Origin of the sequence: Xanthomonas sp. 3307, from assembly GCF_014199735.1 — a bacterium.
GTDB classification, from domain to species: Bacteria; Pseudomonadota; Gammaproteobacteria; order Xanthomonadales; family Xanthomonadaceae; genus Xanthomonas_A; species Xanthomonas_A rydalmerensis.
Window position 1 is genome coordinate 1,077,393 of sequence record NZ_JACHOG010000001.1, and the last position, 18,709, is coordinate 1,096,101.

The following is an 18,709-nucleotide window of genomic DNA, read 5'->3' on the forward strand; positions in this document are numbered from 1 at the left end:
CTGGACGAATCGCCGGATGCGGCACTACTTCCCCGGCACCGTAAACGTCACCACCACATTCTTCGGCGCCTGCTCGAAGCGCGCGACCACCGAGGCCTTGCTGAGTTGCACGATCTGCTCCAGCGGCTTGTGCGGGACGCCCTGGAAGTTGATCGCGACCTGGTCCAGGGCGCCGTTTTTCCAGTTGAAGCCGACCTGGGGCTTGCTGCCGACCGACGCTTCCAGGTCGGCAGCCACCTTCCGCGAATGCGCGTACGCATCCTTCACCGTGTCGACGGCATCGCATGCCGTGAGCGCCAGTAACAGCGGCGCCAGGAACAGGATCGATCGCATCGTACGCTCCCGGACCGCCCGGCTACTGCTTCTGCACCGCCGCGCTCGCCGCCGCCGCACGCGGCGGCGCCTGCTTCACGTAGCGGTCGAACCACTCCAGCATTTCTGCCACCACGTCCTCGTTGGACTCGCGCGCGGTGTACCAGTGCGGTTCGAACGGCAGCAGCACCAGCCGCGCGGTGCCGCCGAGGCCGCGGATGGCCTGGAACATGCGCGGCGCCTGGGTGGTCTCGGTGCCGGGGTTGGCGTCGTCCATGCCGTGCACCAGCAACAGCGGCTCGTTGATCTTGTCGGCGTGGAAGAACGCCGAGGCCTGCGCGTACACCTCCGGCGCGGCCCAGAACGAACGCCGCTCGTTCTGGAAGCCGAACGGGGTCAGGGTCTTGTTGTAGCTGCCGCTGGTGGCCACGCCGGCGCGGAACAGGTCGGTATGCGCCAGCAGGTTGGCCGCCATCAGCGCGCCGTGGCTATGCCCGGTGACGCCGATGCGGTCGCGGTCGACCACGCCCAGCGCCACCGCCTTGTCCACCGCCGCCTGTGCATTCTCCACCAGTTGCTGCAGGTAGGTGTCGTAGGCGGTCTTCGGGTCGCCGACGATCGGGAACGCGGCATCGTCGATGATCGCGTAGCCGGCCAGCAGCAACAGTTGGTAGGAATGCAGGCGGGTGAAGTCGCGGTCGTTGGCGCCGCTGACCTGGCCGGCCTTGGAGGCATCGGCGTAGTCCAGCGGATAGGCGTAGAGGATCGCCGGCACCCGCGTGCCTTCCTTGTAGCCGGGCGGCGTGTACAGGGTGAAGGACAGTTCCACCCCGTCCTTGCGCTTGTAAGTCACCAGGCGTTTCTGGATCTGCCGCACCACCGGGGTCGGGTCGGGGAAGCGGGTCACCGGTGCCAGGGTGGAGGCGACCACTGCCTCGCCGGCCGCCGCGGCCGGCTGCGCCTGGCCCAGCGTGCGCAGGTACACGTTGGGCGGGTCGCTCGGCGACTGCCGCCAGGTCAGCAGGCGGCTGGTGTCGTCGCCGGCGAATCCGGCAAAGGCTTCGTCGACGTCGGCGCCGCTGCGGAACAGGCGCTGGGTCTTGCCGCTCGCCAGGTCGTAGCGGTCCAGGAACGGCCGGTCGCCGGCCGGGGTGGCGCCCTGTCCGCTCAGGAACAGCGCGCCGTTGTCCTCGCGCAGCACGTACTCGCCGTTTGGCAAGCGACGCAGCTCGGGCGTGCCCGGATCGGCGTACAGATCGTCGGTGGACAGGTCGAACAGCACCCGTCCGGCGCTGCCGGGGCGGTCCGCGTCCAACAGCGTGGTGCGGCGCCAGTGGCGGTTCTCGTCGTACTCGTCCAGCAACACCTGCCCACCCTGCGCGAACCAGCTCAAGCCGGCGTAACGCTGGGTCACCTTGGCCAGTTCGCGCGGCTTGCCGGTGAACGGCGCCGACAGGGTCAGCAGCTTGTCGCGGGCAGGAACGCTCGTCTTCCAGTCGCCGCCGTCCAGCGCCTCGGCCCAGACCAGGGTGGCCGGCTGGTTGGAACGCCAGCCGTAGGCACGCGGCCCGGTCGGCACGCCATGCACCGGCACCCGGTCGGCCACCGGCAGGTTGGCCAGCACGCGCTCGCTACCGTCGGCCAGGTCCAGCACCGTCACGTCGTGGGCGAAGCGGCCGTAGGTGGTGACGTAGGAATACGGGCGCTGCAGGCGCTCCACGCGCACGTGGCGGCCGTCCGGCGCGCCGTCGACCACCGAGTACACCGCCGGCTTGGCGATCGTGCGCAGTTTGCCGCTGGCGGCATCCACGGTGACCAACTGCGAAGTGGCGTAGTAGGTGAACTGGGCCTCGTCCTCGGGACTGGACAGGGTGTCGCGGGCCTCGTAGGTGCTGCTCTCGCCCTTGCCGCGGATCGCTTCCTTGACCTCCGGCCCCGGCGGCACCGCCGCCTTCACCGGCGCCGGGCCCAGATCCTGCGGCACCGTGCGCACCAGCAGCGTGTCGCTGCCGCCCAGCCACTGGATCTCGCCGCCCAGCACCGGGTTGAGCTGCACGCCGTCGATGCGGCGCACTGCGCCGGTGGCGACGTCGCCCAGCCACAGTTCGACGCGGTCGGCCGCGGTGTTGTTGAAGGCGAAGCGGCGGCCATCCGGCGACCACACCGGTTGTGCCGGACAGGCGCCGGCCGGCAGGGTGACCGCGGTCTGCTTGCCGCTGGCCACGTCGACCAGGCTGAAGCCGTCCAGGCAGGCGCGGATGCCGTAGCCGTTGGACATGTCGTGGCGGGCGTGAGTACGCGGCTCCACGCGCACCCCGGCCAGTTTCAGGTACGGCTCGGCGACGCGCGCGATCGGCGGATAGGCCTGGCGCTCCACCAGCAGCAGGGTGCGCCCGGTCGGGTCCAGTCGCGGCGACGGATTGAGCGGCGCGCGCATCACGCCCAGCAGCGGCTCGGGCGGTTGCCGGTAACCGCTGTCGGCGGTGGCGGCATGGGCGGCAACAGGCAACGCACTGGCGAGCGCCAGCGCGCCGACCCAGCGGAACGGCATGAGCATGATCGAAACCCCCTTTCGAATGGCCCCGGCAACGTAGCACGGCCGCCGCGCAGCGGCCGAGCGCCGAAGGTCATGCCCGGCCGGACCGCGCCGCCCCGGCTCAGGACGGCGCCAGCGCCTGCTCGGCGGCCAGCGCCGCCACCACGCTGGGACGCTGCGCGATGCGCGCCGTGTAGGCGGCCAACGCCGGATGCGCGTCCAGCGACAGGCCGAACCGCGGCAGCCAACCGAGTACGGTGAACAGGTAGGCATCGGCCACGCCGAAGCGCTCGCCGAGCAGGTACGGCCGCGCGCTTAGCGCGGTCTCGGCATGGCCATAGCGCTGCAGCAGGCGGGCGGCGACCGCGGCGCGCCGCTCCGGCGCCAGCCCGGCATCGAACAGCGGCACGCTGCCGGCATGCAGTTCGCTGTTGATGAAGGCCAGCCACTCGTACAGGCGATAGCGCGGCAAGGCGCCTGCCTCCGCCGGTGGCACCAATGCCGCCTGCGGACAGCGGTCGGCCAGGTACAGCAGGATCGCCGGCCCCTCGGTCAGCACCTGGCCGTCGTCCAGTTGCAGCGCGGCCACATAACCCTTGGGATTGATCGCCCGGAAATCCTCGCCATCGGCAGTACGCTTGCTGCGGTTGTCCACCCGCACCAGCCGGAACGGCAACTGCAGTTCGCGCAGCACGATGTGCGGCGCCAGGGAGCACGCGCCAGGAGCGGCATAGAGGTGCATCGGAACGGTCTCGCAGGAACACCGGACAATCGGCGCGCGCAGTGTGCGCGGCACGGGGCCTGTCGAGAACAAGAATGTCAGGGCGCGCCAGTAGCGCTGCTAATGGCTTCGTCCAGGAACCCGCGCAGTTGCAACGCGGCCGGTGCCACGTGTGCAGCAGCGACCAATGCGAAGCGGCGCTGCAACCGCGGCTGCAACGGCAGGACCTGCACGCCGTCGCGCGCGGCCGGCAGCACCGACGCCGGCAGCAGGCTGGCGCCCGCGCCATCGCGCACCAGGGTCCAGGCGCTGGACCAGTCGCGCACCTGCAGGCGCAGGTCGGCGATCGTCAGTCCCTCACGCTCGGCCAGGCGCTGCGCATGCAACCAGCAACCGCCGGTAGCCAGTACGAACGGCAGCGCCAGCAGCTCCGTCAGGGCGATGTCGCGCGCCTGCGGACGCGCCAGCGCCGGCGGCAGCACCGCCAACCATTCGTCCGTGCCGAACACCGTAGCGTCGCGCTCCGGCGCCGGATCCAGCACCACGCCCAGGTCGACGTTGCCGGCCGCCAGCCAGGCCTCGACCTCTTCGTCGCTGCCTTCCAGCCAGACCACGCCCATGTCCGGATGCGCCCGCTCGAACGCGCGCAGGCGCGGCGCCAGCCAGGGCCGCGACGAGGCGAACCCGGCTACCCGCAGCGACGGCGCGGCGGGCGCACGTTGCGCCCTGGCCAGCGCCTGGACGTGCGCCAGCTCGGCCAGCATCGCCCGCGCATGCTCCAGCGCATGCGCTCCGAACGGCGTCGGCTGGATCCGCCCGCGCTCGCGCAGCAGCAGCGCTGCGCCCAGCACGTGCTCCATCTGCGCGATGGCCTGGCTGGCGCCGGACTGGGTGATGCCGCAGCGCGCGGCGCCTGCGCTGATGCTGCCGCACTCGACAACGGCGACGAACAGCCGCCAGTGGATCAGATTCATCATGTCGGTCTTCCCACAACGCGAAACGCCGGGCAGGGCCCGGCGTTCCGTGACGACGCGATCGCGGTGGCGATCAGCCCAGCAGGTGGGCCACGCCGCTGCGCTCTTCTTCCAGTTCGGCCAGGGTCTTGTCGACGTACTTCTGGCTGAAGTCGTCGATCGGCAGATCCTTGACGATGGTGTACTTGCCGTTCTCGGTGGTGACCGGGAAACCGAAGATCACGCCTTCCGGGATGCCGTAGGAGCCGTCGGACGGCACGCCCATCGTCACCCACTTGCCGTTGCTGCCCAGCACCCAGTCGCGCACGTGGTCGATGGCGGCGTTGGCGGCCGAGGCGGCCGAGGACAGGCCGCGCGCTTCGATGATCGCCGCGCCGCGCTTGCCCACGGTCGGGATGAAGGTGCCGGCGTTCCATTCCTGGTCGTTGATCGCATCGGCGATGGAGGCGCCGTCGGCGGTGGCGAAGCGGTAGTCCGGGTACATGGTCGGGCTGTGGTTGCCCCACACCACCAGCTTCTCGATGCCGCCGACCGGCTTGCCGAGCTTGAGCGAGAGCTGGCTCAGCGCGCGGTTGTGGTCCAGGCGCAGCATGGCGGTGAAGTTCTTCGGGTTCAGGTCCGGCGCCGACTTCATGGCGATGTAGGCGTTGGTGTTGGCCGGGTTGCCGACCACCAGCACCTTGACGTCGCGCTTGGCCACCTTGTTCAGCGCCGCGCCCTGCGCGGTGAAGATCTTGGCATTCTCCAGCAGCAGGTCCTTGCGCTCCATGCCCGGGCCGCGCGGACGCGCGCCGACCAGCAGGGCGATGTCGGCGTCCTTGAACGCGACTTCGGCGTCGTCGGTGCCGACCATGTCGGCCAGCAGCGGGAACGCGCAGTCTTCCAGCTCCATCATCACGCCCTTCAGCGCGGCCTGGGCCTTCTCCATCGGCAGTTCCAGCAACTGCAGGATCACCGGCTGGTCCTTGCCCAGCATTTCGCCGGAGGCGATACGGAACAGCAGGGCATAACCGATCTGGCCGGCGGCGCCGGTCACGGCAACACGAACGGGTGCTTTCATGGGGGATTCCTCTGCTAAGAAAGTGGGTGGGGTGGATCAGTAGACGCGATAGCCCAGCGGCTGCAGGTGCAGGTCCAGGGCGGCGGTGTCGTAGCCTTCGACCACGTGCTGGCCGATCACGGTGATCGGCACGCCTTCCAGGCCCAGCGCGGCGGCGGCCTGGCGGCCGGCCTCCTGCTCCACGTCCAGGACCGTGTAGCGGACCTGGGCGAGGGCGAAATCGGCCTGTTGCCGGCGGCAGTAGCCGCACCAGTCGGCGGCGAGCATGACGATGCCGTCGTCGCCGGTCAGCAGACGCGGGTCGCCGGCAGCCAGTGCGGCCGACGGTGCCGAGGCCGCGCTGCGCCACCACGCGTGCACGCCGCCGCCGATCACGAGCAGCAGCAGGCACAACACAAGGGGGCGCATCGTCATCGGCGGTCGGGTGCGGCAATCAACCGGGAAATGGTAGCACGCAGGGTCTGCGCGCCCGGCCGCAGGACCGGACGCGCGGACAGCGCCGGATCAGGCGTCGAGCGTGCGGTTCCACTCGGCGACGCGGTCGGCCTTGGCCGCCAGCACCGCGTCGGCGTCGCCTTCGATGGTGATCTTGTTGATCACGTCGCCCTGGGCGACGCTGTCGACCACATCCAGGCCCTCGAGCACCTTGCCGAACACGGTGTGCTTGCCGTCCAGCCACGGGGTGGCGGTGTGGGTGATGAAGAACTGGCTGCCGTTGGTGCTGGGGCCGGCATTGGCCATGGACAGCACGCCGCGGTCGTGGCGCACGCCGTTGTTGGTTTCGTCCTCGAAGCGGTAGCCCGGGCCGCCGCGGCCGGAGCCTTCCGGGCAACCGCCCTGGATCATGAAGTCGGCGATCACGCGGTGGAAGTTCAGCCCGTCGTAGAAGCCGCGCTTGGCCAGGTTCACGAAGTTGGCCACGGTCAGCGGGGCCTTGTCGGGATACAGCTCGATCTTGATCGGGCCGCGGGCGGTGTCGAAATGGGCGATCAGGGACATGGGATTCCTTGGAAACGGGGGCGTCATGAGGGGCGCATAGGATACACGGCGCCTTGTTCAGGCTTCGCCCGTGCCCACCGCCTGCGCCTGAATGGGCCTGCCCGGCCTGCCGCCGCCGGGCGCCGGCAAGCGCCACGGGATCCGGGTATACTAGGTGGCTTCCTTTCCTTCCTTCTGGCGCCGGCTGGCCCCCTTTCGCATGTCCATCGAAAATCTTCGCAATATCGCCATCGTCGCCCACGTCGACCACGGCAAGACCACCCTCGTCGACTGCCTGCTGAAGCAGTCCGGCACCCTGTCCGAGCGCACGGTGCTGGCCGAGCGCGTGATGGACAGCAACGACCAGGAAAAGGAACGCGGCATCACCATCCTGGCCAAGAACACCGCCATCACCTGGCAGGGCAACCGCATCAACATCGTCGACACCCCCGGACACGCCGACTTCGGCGGCGAGGTGGAGCGCGTGCTGTCGATGGTGGACACCGTGCTGATCCTGGTCGACGCGATGGACGGCCCGATGCCGCAGACCCGCTTCGTGACCCAGAAGGCGTTCGCGATGGGCTTCAAGCCGATCGTGGTGGTCAACAAGATCGACCGCCCCGGCGCGCGCCCGGACTGGGTGATCGACCAAGTGTTCGACCTGTTCGACAAGCTCGGCGCCACCAACGAGCAGCTCGACTTCCCGATCGTCTACACCTCGGCGCTGAACGGCTACGCCTCGCTGGACGACAGCGTGCGCGACGGCGACATGACCCCGCTGTACGAAGCGATCATGCGGCACGCGCCGAAGCCGGATGTGGACCCGGACGGCCCGTTCCAGATGCGCATCAGCCAGCTGGACTACAACAACTTCGTCGGCGTGATCGGCATCGGCCGCATCCAGCGCGGCGTGCTGAAGAAGAACATGCCGGTGGCGGTGATCGACCGCGAAGGCAAGAAGCGCCAGGGCAAGGTGCTGCAGGTGCTGGGCTTCCTGGGCCTGGAGCGCATCGAGCAGGACAGCGCGCAGGCCGGCGACATCGTCGCCATCTCCGGCATCCAGGAGCTGACCATCTCCGACACCGTGTGCGCGCTGGAGGCCCCCGAGGCGCTGCCGCCGCTGACCGTGGACGAGCCGACCATCTCGATGACCTTCCAGGTCAACAACTCGCCGTTCGCCGGCAACAAGGACCTGTCCGGCGGCAAGTTCCTGACCAGCCGCCAGCTCAAGGACCGGCTGGAGCGCGAGACCGTGCACAACGTGGCGCTGAAGGTGCAGCAGCTGGAAGACGCCGACAAGTTCCTGGTCTCCGGCCGCGGCGAGCTGCACCTGTCGGTGCTGATCGAGAACATGCGCCGTGAGGGCTTCGAGCTGGCGGTGTCGCGCCCGGAAGTCATCATCAAGGAGATCGACGGCAAGCTGATGGAGCCGGTCGAGCAGTTGGTGGTGGACATCGAGGAACAGCATCAGGGCGGCGTGATGGAAAAGCTGGGCACCCGCAAGGGCCAGCTGAAGAACATGGAGCCGGACGGCAAGGGTCGTGTGCGCCTGGACTACATGATCCCGGCGCGTGGCCTGATCGGCTTCCAGAACGAGTTCCGCACCCTGACCCAGGGCTCGGGCCTGCTGTTCCACGTGTTCGACCACTACGGTCCGAAGGAACAGGGCGCCATCGCCAAGCGCCAGAACGGCGTGATGATCGCCAACGCGCCCGGCGCCACCCCCGCCTACGCGCTGGGCCCGCTGGAAGAGCGCGGCCGCCTGTTTGCCGCCGAAGGCGACAACGTGTATGAAGGGCAGCTGGTCGGCATCCACTCCAAGGACAACGACCTGACCGTCAACGCGATCAAGACCAAGCCGCTGACCAACATGCGCGCCTCGGGCAAGGACGATGCGATCAAGCTGACCCCGGCGATCAAGTACACGCTGGAACAGGCGCTGGACTTCATCGAAGATGACGAGCTGGTCGAAGTCACCCCGAAGGAGATCCGCTTGCGCAAGAAGCACCTGACCGAAAACGAGCGCAAGCGCGCCGGTCGCGCGGGCTAAGCGGCAGCGCACGCCTATGGCCGCCGACAAGGCGTACAACCCGGATCCGCACGCGCATCCGGGCCTGCACCTGATCGCACTGCTGGAGGCCGGCAAGGGCCTGCTCGCGGTGTTGGCGGCCACGGGGCTGGAACTGATGGGTCCAGCCCCGCTGCGCGCGGGGGTGGACAAGCTGATCGTGCGCTTCAGCCTGGATCCGGACCACGGTGCCCTGCCCTCGCTGCTGACCATGATCAGCCCCGGCGCGGTGCACCTGGCCGCCGCCGGCATGCTCGCCTACGGCGTGCTGCACATCATCGAGGCCTGGGGCCTCTGGCGCGCCAAGGCCTGGGCCTCACTACTGGGCTGTATCTCCGCAGCCATCTACCTGCCGTTCGACGTCTACGCGATCGTGCGCCACCCCGGCTGGGCCTCCTGGGCGGTGCTGGCGATCAACCTCGCCGTGGTCGGCATCCTGGCCCGCGATCTGGTGCGGCGCCGGCGGCATCCTCGGGCCTGAGCCGCATTGCCCGATGCAAGAGGCGGGACGCCGCTCCCGCCGCATGTCGCTCGACACGGCGCATCGCCACCGTCATTCGGCCCAGCGCCTGGGTGTTGCCTGACACCAAGCCAGCCGCCACGATTCCCTAATACCTATCACGCTGTACATGGACGCATTTCACGCAATGCGATGCTCGCTGCGCTAAAGCGTTCACTCGTCTACAGAATCGACCGCACCTGCCGATGCTGTTTTGGCGTAGTTTGGGCGCGTCCGGAACGCGTGCCATGACGGCCAACCGGCCGGTGGCGGAGACTGGTATAGGGGGTTCACCGATGCGGTTCGCAGAAGCGATGGGATGGAGTGTGGCCGCACTGCTGTGCGCGGGCTTGAGTGCCTGTGGCGGTGCGATCGGCGACAAGGGCACCACAGCGTCCAACCGGACAAGGCAGCAGCCGACGGCCCTGGCTAATGGCACGGCCGCCACGGCAGCGGCCGCCGTACAGCACGCCGCCTTGTTCGACGCGAAAGACAGCGGCGCGCTGATCCGCTACACCAGCCGCACTCCGACCGGACACGACGGCGCGTTCGCCCTGTACCCCATCACCATCAGCGAGGCGCATGCGATCAAGGCCAGCGTCGACGGCACGATGACGGTCCCCACGCCGGACGGGAAGAACCTGCAAATCACCTATCAGAGCCGGCGCGACGCCAACCGCGGCATCTGGACCTGGGTCGGCCGGGTGGACGGCCAACCGATGGGCAACGAAACGATCATCAGCTTCGGTAAGGATGCGGTGTTCGGGTCGCTAGGCACCATCGATGGCATGACCTACCAGATCACCACAATCGAAGGGAAGCCTTACATCATGGCGGCGGCCAGCGCCGACCTGCATTCGGCCGGAAGCCGCGCGGATGCGCGACGCCTGGCCGAGTCGGTCACACAGCTGCCCACAGGCAACATCGCCCAGGGTTATATCGCCGGATACAGCAGCCTTGCACAGGTCAACGCGCAGGCGGGCAGCACCTCTACCAACACGATCGACGTGCTGCTCGGCTATACGCCGGGCTATCGGGACTACCGCGGCGGCATCACGGCAATCGACACCGTGCTCACCAATCTGGTGGAAACGGCGAACCAATCCTTCGTCAACGCCAACATCAATGTGCGCTATCGCCTGGTCGGGACCGTGCAGGTCGACTACCCGGACAACACGCTGAACGACGGCACCCTCAACGAACTCACCGGCGTCGGCCAGGCCACCGCCGCGGCGCTGGTGCCGCTGCACGACGCCCGCGACCGCCTCGGCGCCGACCTGGTCGGCCTGGTGCGGCGCTTCAACAACGCCCAGCAGAGCTGTGGCGTCGCCTGGCAATCGGGCGGCACGGATTCGCGCTGGGGATACTCGGTGATCTCCGACGGCGTGGACGGTGGCTACTACTGCACGCGCGGCACCCTCGCCCATGAGTTCGGCCACCTGCTCGGCTCCGGCCACCAGCACGAAACCGGCCAGGAGCCGGGCTTCAATTTCGGCCATCGCAGCGATGTCGGCAGCTTCCACACCACGATGGCCTATGCGGTCAATGGACAGAGCGAGATCCTGGTGTACTCCTCGCCGGCGATCAGCACCTGCAACGGGCAAGCCTGCGGCGTGCCGGATCAGGCCGACAATGCCCGTGCCTTCCTCACCACGGTGCCGAACGTCGTCCAGTACCGGCAAACCGTGGTGCCATTCGACGATTCCAGTTCACCTGGACAGATCATGGGCCCGTCCGGCAAATGCGTCGATGTCCGCAATGGAGATACCAATAACGGCGCCTCCATGCAGGTCTGGGACTGCAACGGGTTCCGCCAGCAGAAGTGGTCATTCCAGCGCGGCAGCCGCAGCCTGCGCGGCGAGGGCACCGACAAGGTGCTCGACATCACCGGCGTGAGCAGTGCCAATGGGGCACCGATCCAGCTCTATCAATCGTTGAGCACCTCAAACCAGGGTTGGTATTTCACCAATGCTTCGCTCATCGCCACCGGCGGCAAGGTGCTGGACGTGGTGGCGCTCGGGTCAGACAACGGTTCGCGACTGCAGCTCTGGGACAACCTCGGCGGCACCAACCAACGCTGGTCGTACAATCCCGCGAACGGCGAAATCCGGGTCTCTACCGGACGCTGTCTGGACGTTGCCGGTTTCGGCGTCGCCGCGGGAACACCCGTGCAACTCTGGGACTGCAACGGCACCAAGAACCAGGCCTGGCAGCTCGGCAAAAACGGCTCGATCGTGGGCTACGGCGGCAATTGCCTGGAGGCAGCGACTACTGCCCAAAACGGCGGCGCGCTGCGCATGATGGCGTGCACCGGTACCAATGCGCAGGCGTGGCGGATCCGCGGCCAGATCCGCAGCGAATTGAACGGAAAATGCCTGGACGACTCGGCCGGCGGCATCCGCAACGGCGCCATCGTGCAGATGTGGGAATGCCTGGGGAACGTCAATCAGCTCTGGGAAGTGCAGCCGAATTGACGCGCTGGCCATAGTGGCAAGGCCATCGCCGGCACCGCATCGCGTGCCGGCGACGTGCTCTGCCGAAACCCGTGTCGCAACTCCCCTTACCCAGTGGCGCGCTGCGCGGGAGCAGTCGCGGCCGGCGCCCCATCCTCCGCACCGGGCGAACGCATCGCATCGGAGTCGCTGGCGCGTATCGGCGGATGTGACAGCCGCACCGGCTCCGGCGCCACTTCGGCGCGCAGCAGCGGCAAGGCGTAAGGGTGCTCGCGCACCAGGAAGTCCAGCATGCGTTCGCGCACGATGCAGCGCAGGTCGAAGGCATCGCCGGAGTTGCGCGCGCTGACCAGCAGGCGCACCTGGATCGTGCGCTCGCTGGTATCGGTCACCTGGGTCACGCAGACCCGTCCGTCCCATAGCGGCTCGCTCTTGCAGATCCGCTCCAGCTCGGCGCGCACCTGCGCGATCGGCGTGCGGTAGTCCAGCCACAGGAACGCGGTCCCGAGCAGGTCGGCGCTGCTGCGCGTCCAGTTCTGGAACGGGTTCTCGATGAACCAGGTCAGCGGTACCACCATGCGCCGCTCGTCCCAGATCCGCACCACCACGTAGGAACTGCCGATCTCCTCGATGCGGCCCCACTCGCCTTCGACGATGACCACGTCGTCGAGCCGGATCGGCTGGGTCAGCGCGATCTGCAGGCCGGCGATCAGGTTGCCGAACACCGGCTTGGCAGCGATACCGGCAACCAGGCCGATGATGCCGGCCGAGGCCAGCAAGGTGGTGCCGATCTGTCGCACCGCCGGGAAGGTCAGCAGGACGATCGAGGTGCCCAACAGGATGATCGTGCCCATCACCACCCGCGCCAGCACCCTGGTCTGGGTCTGCACGCGGCGCGCGGTGAGGTTGTCCGCCACCTCGATCGGATGACTGCGCAGGATCGCCGTTTCCAGCGCCGCCACGCCGCGCACCAGCAACCAGGTCACGCAACCGATCATGCCGATGTGCAGCAGGTGCTGCAGGTCGGTCAGCGCCTTCTCGTCCAGCGGCGTGGATTCGAGCGCGAAGCTGAGCATCAGCATCGGCAGCAGGAAGGCGACCGGCACGCTGACCACGCGCACGATGCGCGCACGCCGGTAGTCGCGGCCGCGCATGCGCTGGGCGATGCGCAACAGCAGCCACCAGGCCAGGAAGCCGAGAATCAATGCGGCGCCGATCGGCACCGTGTAGGCACGCCAGGGCACCCAGTGAAGATCGAGGGTCAAGTTGCGCTCCTTTGTTGGGGGGAGGAGTCGCGACAGTCTGGCAGTGCGGGGATTAGCGCGATGTCGAGCACGCACGGTGCGGCGCCGGGCAATGGCAGCCGCAGCAGGCGTCGGCGCGTGTGCGCACGATTCTGCGAAATGGGTTGTCAGTTGCAGCGCGACGCCGCCACGCGCAATGCGTGCAGATGCAATGGCCCCGCACAGGTCTGTGCCCAGCGCCAGCGCCGACGCGCACGCGGCGCGACGGCGCATGACGCCAACCGACTACGCGAGCGGCGTGGCGACGTTGCGCCCGTTCTGCTTGCGCACGATCGCCATCGCGATCTCCAGCGACTGCTCGTAGTTCAAGCGAGGGTCGACACTGGAACGGTAGGCGCGCTCCAGGTCGCGCTCGGTCAGTTCGCGCGCGCCGCCGGTGCACTCGGTGACGTCCTCGCCGGTCAGCTCCAGATGCACCCCGCCCAGGCGGGTGCCGGCCGCGGCGTGGATATCGAACGACTGCTCCACCTCGCCCAGGACGTTCTGGTAGCGCCGGGTCTTGTAGCCGTTGCTGGTGCTCTCGGTGTTGCCGTGCATCGCATCGCACACCCACAGCACGCGGCGGCCGTCGCGCTTCACCGCGTCCAGCAGCGGCGGCAGCTTCTCGGCGATCTGCGCCGCGCCCATGCGGTGGATGAAGGTCAGCCGGCCCGGCTCGTCTTCCGGATTGAGCACGTCGATCAGCCGCAGCAACTGGTCCGGCTGCGCCGACGGCCCGACCTTGATCGCGATCGGATTGCGGATGCCGCGGAAATACTCCACGTGCGCGCCGTCCAGCGCCGCGGTGCGCATGCCGATCCACGGATAGTGCGTGCTGAGGTTGAACCAGCCCCACTGCCGGGGCACCTCGCGGGTCAGCGCTTCCTCGTAGGGCAGCAGCAAGGCCTCGTGCGAGGTGTAGAAATCGACGCGATTGAGGTTGTACAGCTGCGCGCCAGAGAGGGTCTCCATGAAACGCACCGCATCGCCGATCGAGGACACCATCTTCTGGTAGTCGTCGGCCAGCGGCGAGCAACCGACCCAGCTCAGGTTCCAGTACTCGGGATGGTGCAGGTCGGCGAACCCGCCGTCGATCAGCGCACGCACGAAGTTCATGGTCATCGCCGAGCGCGAATGCGCGGTGATCATGCGCCGCGGATCCGGCACCCGTGCCTGCGCGGTGAACTCCGGGCCATTGACCACGTCGCCGCGGTAGCTGGGCAGGGTCACGCCATCGCGGGTCTCGGTATCGGCCGAGCGCGGCTTGGCGTACTGCCCGGCGTAGCGACCGACCCGCACCACCGGCAGGCGCAGGCCGTGCACCAGCACCAGGCTCATCTGCAGCAGCACCTTGAGCCGGTTGGAGATGGTGCCGGATTCGCAATCGCTGAAGTTCTCCGCGCAATCGCCGCCCTGCAGCAGGAAGCGCTTGCCTTCCTGTGCCTCGGCCAGTTGCTTCTTCAGCGCGAAGATCTCCCAGGAGGTCACCAGCGGCGGCAACTGCCGCAACTCCGTCAGCGTGGTCTCCAGCGCCTGCGGGTCCGGATACACCGGCATCTGCAGCGCCGGCCGCTCGCGCCAACTGGCGGGCGACCAGGAGGACGAGGCGGATTCGGACACGGCGGCGGCGGACAGATTCATGAAAGGACTCCTTGGCAGTGTGCGATGTTCGCAGAGCCGGGGCGCGCCGCATAGCGCCGCACGCCGGTCATGCCGGCAGCGCCGCGACATGAATGGCAAGCAACACCGCGACGCCACCATGACTTCCGGCCTACGCCGGCATTTTTGCGAAAGCACACTGTTATTAAGTAACAATTCCTTTCCCTTTGGTCCGCCTCGCCATGACACGTCGCCCCCTCTCCTCCGCCATCGCCCTGGTCCTGCTGGTCGCCCCCGGCCTTGCCCTCGCCGCTGCCGCCGACAACACCGCCGCCGCCGAACCGACCGTCGATCTCGATCCGGTCACCGTCACCGCCAAGCTGGAAGCCGCGCGCAACGCGCTGTCGCCGGACATCGGCAGCAGCCAGTACGCGATCACCGCCGAGGACATCGCCCGCCTGCCGCTGGGCGCCTCCACCCCGCTCAACCAGGTGCTGCTGCAGGCGCCGGGCGTGGTCCAGGATTCCTACGGCGGCATCCATGTGCGCGGCGACCACGCCAATCTGCAGTACCGCATCAACGGCGTGATGATTCCCGAATCCATCTCCGGCTTCGGCCAGACCCTGGACCCGCGCACGATCAAGAACATCCGCCTGCTCGACGGCGCGCTGCCGGCGCAGTTCGGCGACCGCACCGCGGCGGTGGTCGACATCACCACCAAGAACGGCGTGGAACTGGGCAACGGCGGCAGCGTCGGCATCACCGGCGGCTCCTACGGCACGCTCAATCCCAACGCCTCGTGGTGGGGCAGCGACGGCCGCTTCAGCTGGTTCGCCAGCGGCAACTACCTGCAGAACCGCATCGGCATGGAGAACCCGACCGACAGCGACAACCCGATCCACGACAAGACCCACCAGGGCAAGGGCTTCGCCGACCTCAGCTACCTGCTGAACGAGAACACCCGGCTCAGCCTGCTGGTCGGCTACGCCAACAACCGCTTCCAGATCCCCAACAATCCGGGGCAGACGCCGGCGTTCACCTACCTGGGCAACAACAGCTTCGATTCCGCGCAGCTCGACGAGAACCAGCGCGAGAACACCCGCTTCGGCACCCTGGTGCTGCAGGGCGCGCTCGGCGACACCAGCTACCAGCTGTCGGCCGGCCAGCGCTACAGCAGCGTCGCGTTCTCCCCGGACATCGCCGGCGACCTGATCTTCAACGGCGTCGCTTCGCAGGTGCAGCGCGCCAACCGCGCCAGCACCCTGCAGGCCGACTTCTCCACGCCGTGGGGCAGCACCCACACCTTGCGCTACGGCGTGTACGGCAACTTCGAACATGCCAACGCCAGCAACAACGCCTACGTGTTCCCGGCCAACGACGACGGCAGCCAGAGCAGCGACGTGCCGCTGTTCATCCCCGACGGCAGCCGCTTCCACGCCAGCACCTACGCGGTGTACCTGCAGGACGAATGGCAGCCGAGCGATGCCTGGACCATCAACTACGGCGTGCGCGGCGATCGCTACAAGGCCTTCGGTACCACCGAGGGCCAGCTCAGCCCGCGCCTGGGCGTGGTCTGGCATGCCAGCGACAGCACCACCCTGCACGCCGGCTATGCGCGCTACTTCACCCCACCGGCCACCGAGCTGATCTCCACCAGCGACATCGCCCTGTACGACGGCACCACCAACCAGCAGTCGGCGGCGGGCGGCCCGACCAAGCCGCTGAGCGAGCGCAGCGACTACTACGACCTGGGCATCTCGCAAATGGTCGGCGACCACCTGACCCTCGGCCTGGACACCTACTACCGCAAGGCCGACCGCCTGCAGGACGAAGGCCAGTTCGGCGCCGCCTACGTCTACTCCACCTTCAACTACCGCTACGGCCGCATTCGCGGCGCAGAGTTCAGCGCCGACTACAGCAACGGCCCGATCAACGCCTACTTCAACGCGGCCTACAGCAAGGCCATGGGCAAGCAGGTAATGACCAGCCTGTACAACTTCGACCCGGATGCGCTGGCCTACGCCAACGATCACTGGATCCACCTGGACCACGACCAGAAGCTGACCTCCTCCGGCGGCATCAACTACGCCCTGGCCGAGGACAGCCACGTCGGCGCCGACTACCTGTTCGGCAGCGGCTTGCGCACCGACGCCAACGGCGTGCCCAACGGCGGCGAGCTGCCGGCGTACTTCCAGCTCAACCTCAGTGCCGGCCACGACTTCGCCCTGGCCAGCAGCCACCCGCTGCACGCGCAGCTGGCCGTGCTCAACGTGCTCGATCGCCACTACCAGTTGCGCGACGGCGGCGGCATCGGCGTGTTCGCGCCCCAGTGGGCGCCGCGCCGCGGCGTCTACCTGAGCCTGCAGCAGGACTTCTGAGCAGGCGCGGCGATCGCCTGCGGCGTGCCTCCCGGCGCACCGCAGGCCTCGCGCCGCAAGACGTGACGGGTCGCGGCCCGTCCGGCACCACAGCGAAGCCGCACGCCGCGTCGTGGCCGTGGCTTCGCTCCGCCCGAGGGAGGCGCCCCATCACGTCATCCCCGTGCTCCGGACCGCCGCCACGACGCGTTGCCATGCATCCGGTCCAGGCAGGTCTCGCGCATGCTCAAACACCTGTTCGCCACCATCGTCGCGGCCACCATTCTCGCCATCGCCGCACCGTCGACGGCACACGCCGAAAGCGTCACCGACTTCCGAATGCCGGTCCTCGTGCAAGGGGTCGACTACGATCTCGCCGCCCGCGTGTATCGCCCCGCGGGACCCGGCCCATTTCCGCTGATCGTCATCCATCACGGCACTCCGGCGGACAAGCGCAAGCTGGCCGATACCCACCTCGGTTTCGCCCGCGCCGCGCGCTGGTTCGCCGCCCGTGGCTACATGGTGGTGCTCGCCTTACGGCCTGGCTACGGCAGTTCCAGCGGCACCTATCTGGAAGGCGCCGGCAACTGCCACGATGCCGATTTCGTCGTCGCCGGGCGCAAGATCGCCGCGGCCGAAACGGCGATCGTCGACGCCGCCGCACGCCTTCCCGGCGTGGACCCGCAGCGCATCGTGGTGGTCGGCCAGTCCGCCGGCGGCCTCGGCGCGGTGGCCCTGGCCGATGCGCCGCCGCCGGGCGTGCGTGGCGTCATCAGCTTCGCCGGCGGGCGCGGCAGCAATGGCAAGGAGGTCATCTGCGCCGGCGAGGACCGCCTGGTCGCAGCAGAAAAGACCCTCGGCGCGGCCAACACACTGCCGCAACTGTGGCTGTACGCCGCGAACGATCACTTCTTCCGGCGCGACCTGGCGCACCGCATATATGCGGCCTACCGCGCCGGCTCGACGCCGCCGGTGACCTTCGTCGATCTGCCGCCCTTCGGCGACGATGGCCACAAGACCTTCGCCCAGGCCGATCCGTCGGTGTGGGCCAGGTCGGTGGCAGCGTTCCTGGCCCAGGTCGTCCCGCAGGCTACAAGCGCGCAGGCGCTGCCACAGGCCAGCGCGGCGCATTGAGGCAGGCAGGCGAGAGAGCGGATCGCCAATCGCGGGCAACACAGCAGGATGTTGCCCAATCGGATGGACAACGTCGTGGCGCGGCGGCGTGTGTCCGCTCTGCCCATCTCGGCGTCAAGCAGCGCTGACGCCAATCGCCAGGCGCCAGGCGCCATAAGGCTGAGCGATCAGCGCACAGCAGGGGAACCGTCAGATCAGCGTGCGTCGCCGGCTCTTGAAGCCCGCATACAGCGCGAACACCGCCAGCAGCACGAAGCAGATCAGGCACCACATCGGCATCGACAGGCCGAGGAAGCGCCAGTCGATGTTGCCGCAGTCGCCGGTACCGGTCAGCACCCGGCGCAGCACCTCGAACGACCCCATGGTCTCGCGCAGGAAGCTCAGCGGCGGGCCGCAGGACGCCATCGGGTCCGGGAACAGCTGCACCGAGACGTGCTTGGTGGAGATGCCGGCGCCCACCATCGCGGCCAGGAACGCCAGGACGCCGTAGAGCTTGCGCCCGCCAGCGCTGCGCGGCCCGTGCAGGGCGCCGAGCAGGAACAGCACGCCCAGCGCCGCGAACGCGATGCGCTGGAAGATGCACAGCGGGCACGGCTCGATGCCCAGCCGGTATTGCACGAAAATCGCATAGCCCAGCAAGCCGGCGCAGATCAGAAAGCCGAGCAGGAACTGCGCGCGGAAACCCCAGCGTAACGGATTCATCGGACTCGAACTCGCATCGACGATCCGCGCATT

At 68.3% G+C, this 18,709-nt stretch carries 15 protein-coding genes; 5 read left to right on the top strand and 10 right to left on the bottom strand.

What is annotated here, in order from left to right; all coding sequences use genetic code 11:
• Positions 1 to 24: 24 nt before the first annotated feature.
• The 7 genes from GGR64_RS04630 to GGR64_RS04660 form a co-directional block, all read right to left on the bottom strand.
• Positions 25 to 333, bottom strand: coding sequence for a hypothetical protein (locus GGR64_RS04630; RefSeq protein WP_184644179.1), 309 nt, complete (start codon positions 331 to 333; stop codon positions 25 to 27).
• A gap of 22 nt (positions 334 to 355) precedes the next feature.
• On the bottom strand, positions 356 to 2,869 hold the full coding sequence (locus GGR64_RS04635) for a prolyl oligopeptidase family serine peptidase (RefSeq protein WP_184644181.1): 2,514 nt from the start codon (positions 2,867 to 2,869) through the stop codon (positions 356 to 358).
• Positions 2,870 to 2,969: 100 nt separating this feature from the next.
• Positions 2,970 to 3,590, bottom strand: coding sequence for a glutathione transferase GstA (gstA, locus tag GGR64_RS04640; protein WP_160967041.1), 621 nt, complete (start codon positions 3,588 to 3,590; stop codon positions 2,970 to 2,972).
• A gap of 77 nt (positions 3,591 to 3,667) precedes the next feature.
• Positions 3,668 to 4,546, bottom strand: a complete 879-nt coding sequence (locus GGR64_RS04645) for a LysR family transcriptional regulator (protein WP_184644183.1) — start codon at positions 4,544 to 4,546, stop codon at positions 3,668 to 3,670.
• Positions 4,547 to 4,616: 70 nt separating this feature from the next.
• Positions 4,617 to 5,603, bottom strand: a complete 987-nt coding sequence (locus GGR64_RS04650; protein WP_184448276.1) for a malate dehydrogenase — start codon at positions 5,601 to 5,603, stop codon at positions 4,617 to 4,619.
• A gap of 36 nt (positions 5,604 to 5,639) precedes the next feature.
• Positions 5,640 to 6,017, bottom strand: coding sequence for a glutaredoxin family protein (locus tag GGR64_RS04655; protein ID WP_184644185.1), 378 nt, complete (start codon positions 6,015 to 6,017; stop codon positions 5,640 to 5,642).
• A gap of 90 nt (positions 6,018 to 6,107) precedes the next feature.
• Entirely contained in the window at positions 6,108 to 6,602 is a 495-nt protein-coding gene (locus GGR64_RS04660; RefSeq protein WP_048490063.1) for a peptidylprolyl isomerase, read from the bottom strand.
• A gap of 199 nt (positions 6,603 to 6,801) precedes the next feature.
• Between GGR64_RS04660 and typA the strand changes: the two genes are divergently transcribed.
• The 3 genes from typA (at position 6,802) to GGR64_RS04675 (ending at position 11,622) form a co-directional block, all read left to right on the top strand.
• Positions 6,802 to 8,631, top strand: coding sequence for a translational GTPase TypA (typA, locus tag GGR64_RS04665; protein ID WP_160967035.1), 1,830 nt, complete (start codon positions 6,802 to 6,804; stop codon positions 8,629 to 8,631).
• 16 nt (positions 8,632 to 8,647) lie between these two features.
• Positions 8,648 to 9,130: a DUF2127 domain-containing protein gene (locus GGR64_RS04670; RefSeq protein ID WP_184448277.1), complete on the top strand. Its 483-nt coding sequence runs from the start codon at positions 8,648 to 8,650 to the stop codon at positions 9,128 to 9,130.
• Positions 9,131 to 9,474: 344 nt separating this feature from the next.
• Positions 9,475 to 11,622, top strand: coding sequence for a ricin-type beta-trefoil lectin domain protein (locus tag GGR64_RS04675; protein WP_184644323.1), 2,148 nt, complete (start codon positions 9,475 to 9,477; stop codon positions 11,620 to 11,622).
• A gap of 86 nt (positions 11,623 to 11,708) precedes the next feature.
• Here GGR64_RS04675 and GGR64_RS04680 read toward each other — a convergent pair whose 3' ends face one another.
• Both GGR64_RS04680 and GGR64_RS04685 read right to left on the bottom strand, forming a co-directional pair.
• Positions 11,709 to 12,866, bottom strand: a complete 1,158-nt coding sequence (locus GGR64_RS04680) for a mechanosensitive ion channel domain-containing protein (RefSeq protein ID WP_184644187.1) — start codon at positions 12,864 to 12,866, stop codon at positions 11,709 to 11,711.
• A gap of 264 nt (positions 12,867 to 13,130) precedes the next feature.
• Positions 13,131 to 14,525 carry a 3-deoxy-7-phosphoheptulonate synthase class II gene (locus GGR64_RS04685; protein ID WP_184448280.1) on the bottom strand — a complete coding sequence of 465 codons (1,395 nt, stop codon included), beginning with the start codon at positions 14,523 to 14,525 and terminating at the stop codon, positions 13,131 to 13,133.
• 200 nt (positions 14,526 to 14,725) lie between these two features.
• On the opposite strand from GGR64_RS04685, the gene GGR64_RS04690 reads away from it, so the two are divergent.
• Positions 14,726 to 16,861 (top strand): TonB-dependent receptor, encoded by a 2,136-nt coding sequence (locus GGR64_RS04690; RefSeq protein WP_184644189.1) that lies wholly within the window; start codon positions 14,726 to 14,728, stop codon positions 16,859 to 16,861.
• A 222-nt stretch (positions 16,862 to 17,083) separates the two neighbouring features.
• A complete protein-coding gene (locus GGR64_RS04695) occupies positions 17,084 to 17,974 on the top strand; it encodes a CocE/NonD family hydrolase (protein WP_184644191.1) in 891 nt (296 codons plus the stop codon).
• Positions 17,975 to 18,163: 189 nt separating this feature from the next.
• Here GGR64_RS04695 and GGR64_RS04700 read toward each other — a convergent pair whose 3' ends face one another.
• Positions 18,164 to 18,676, bottom strand: a complete 513-nt coding sequence (locus GGR64_RS04700) for a disulfide bond formation protein B (protein WP_184644193.1) — start codon at positions 18,674 to 18,676, stop codon at positions 18,164 to 18,166.
• Between the last annotated feature and the right edge of the window lie 33 nt (positions 18,677 to 18,709).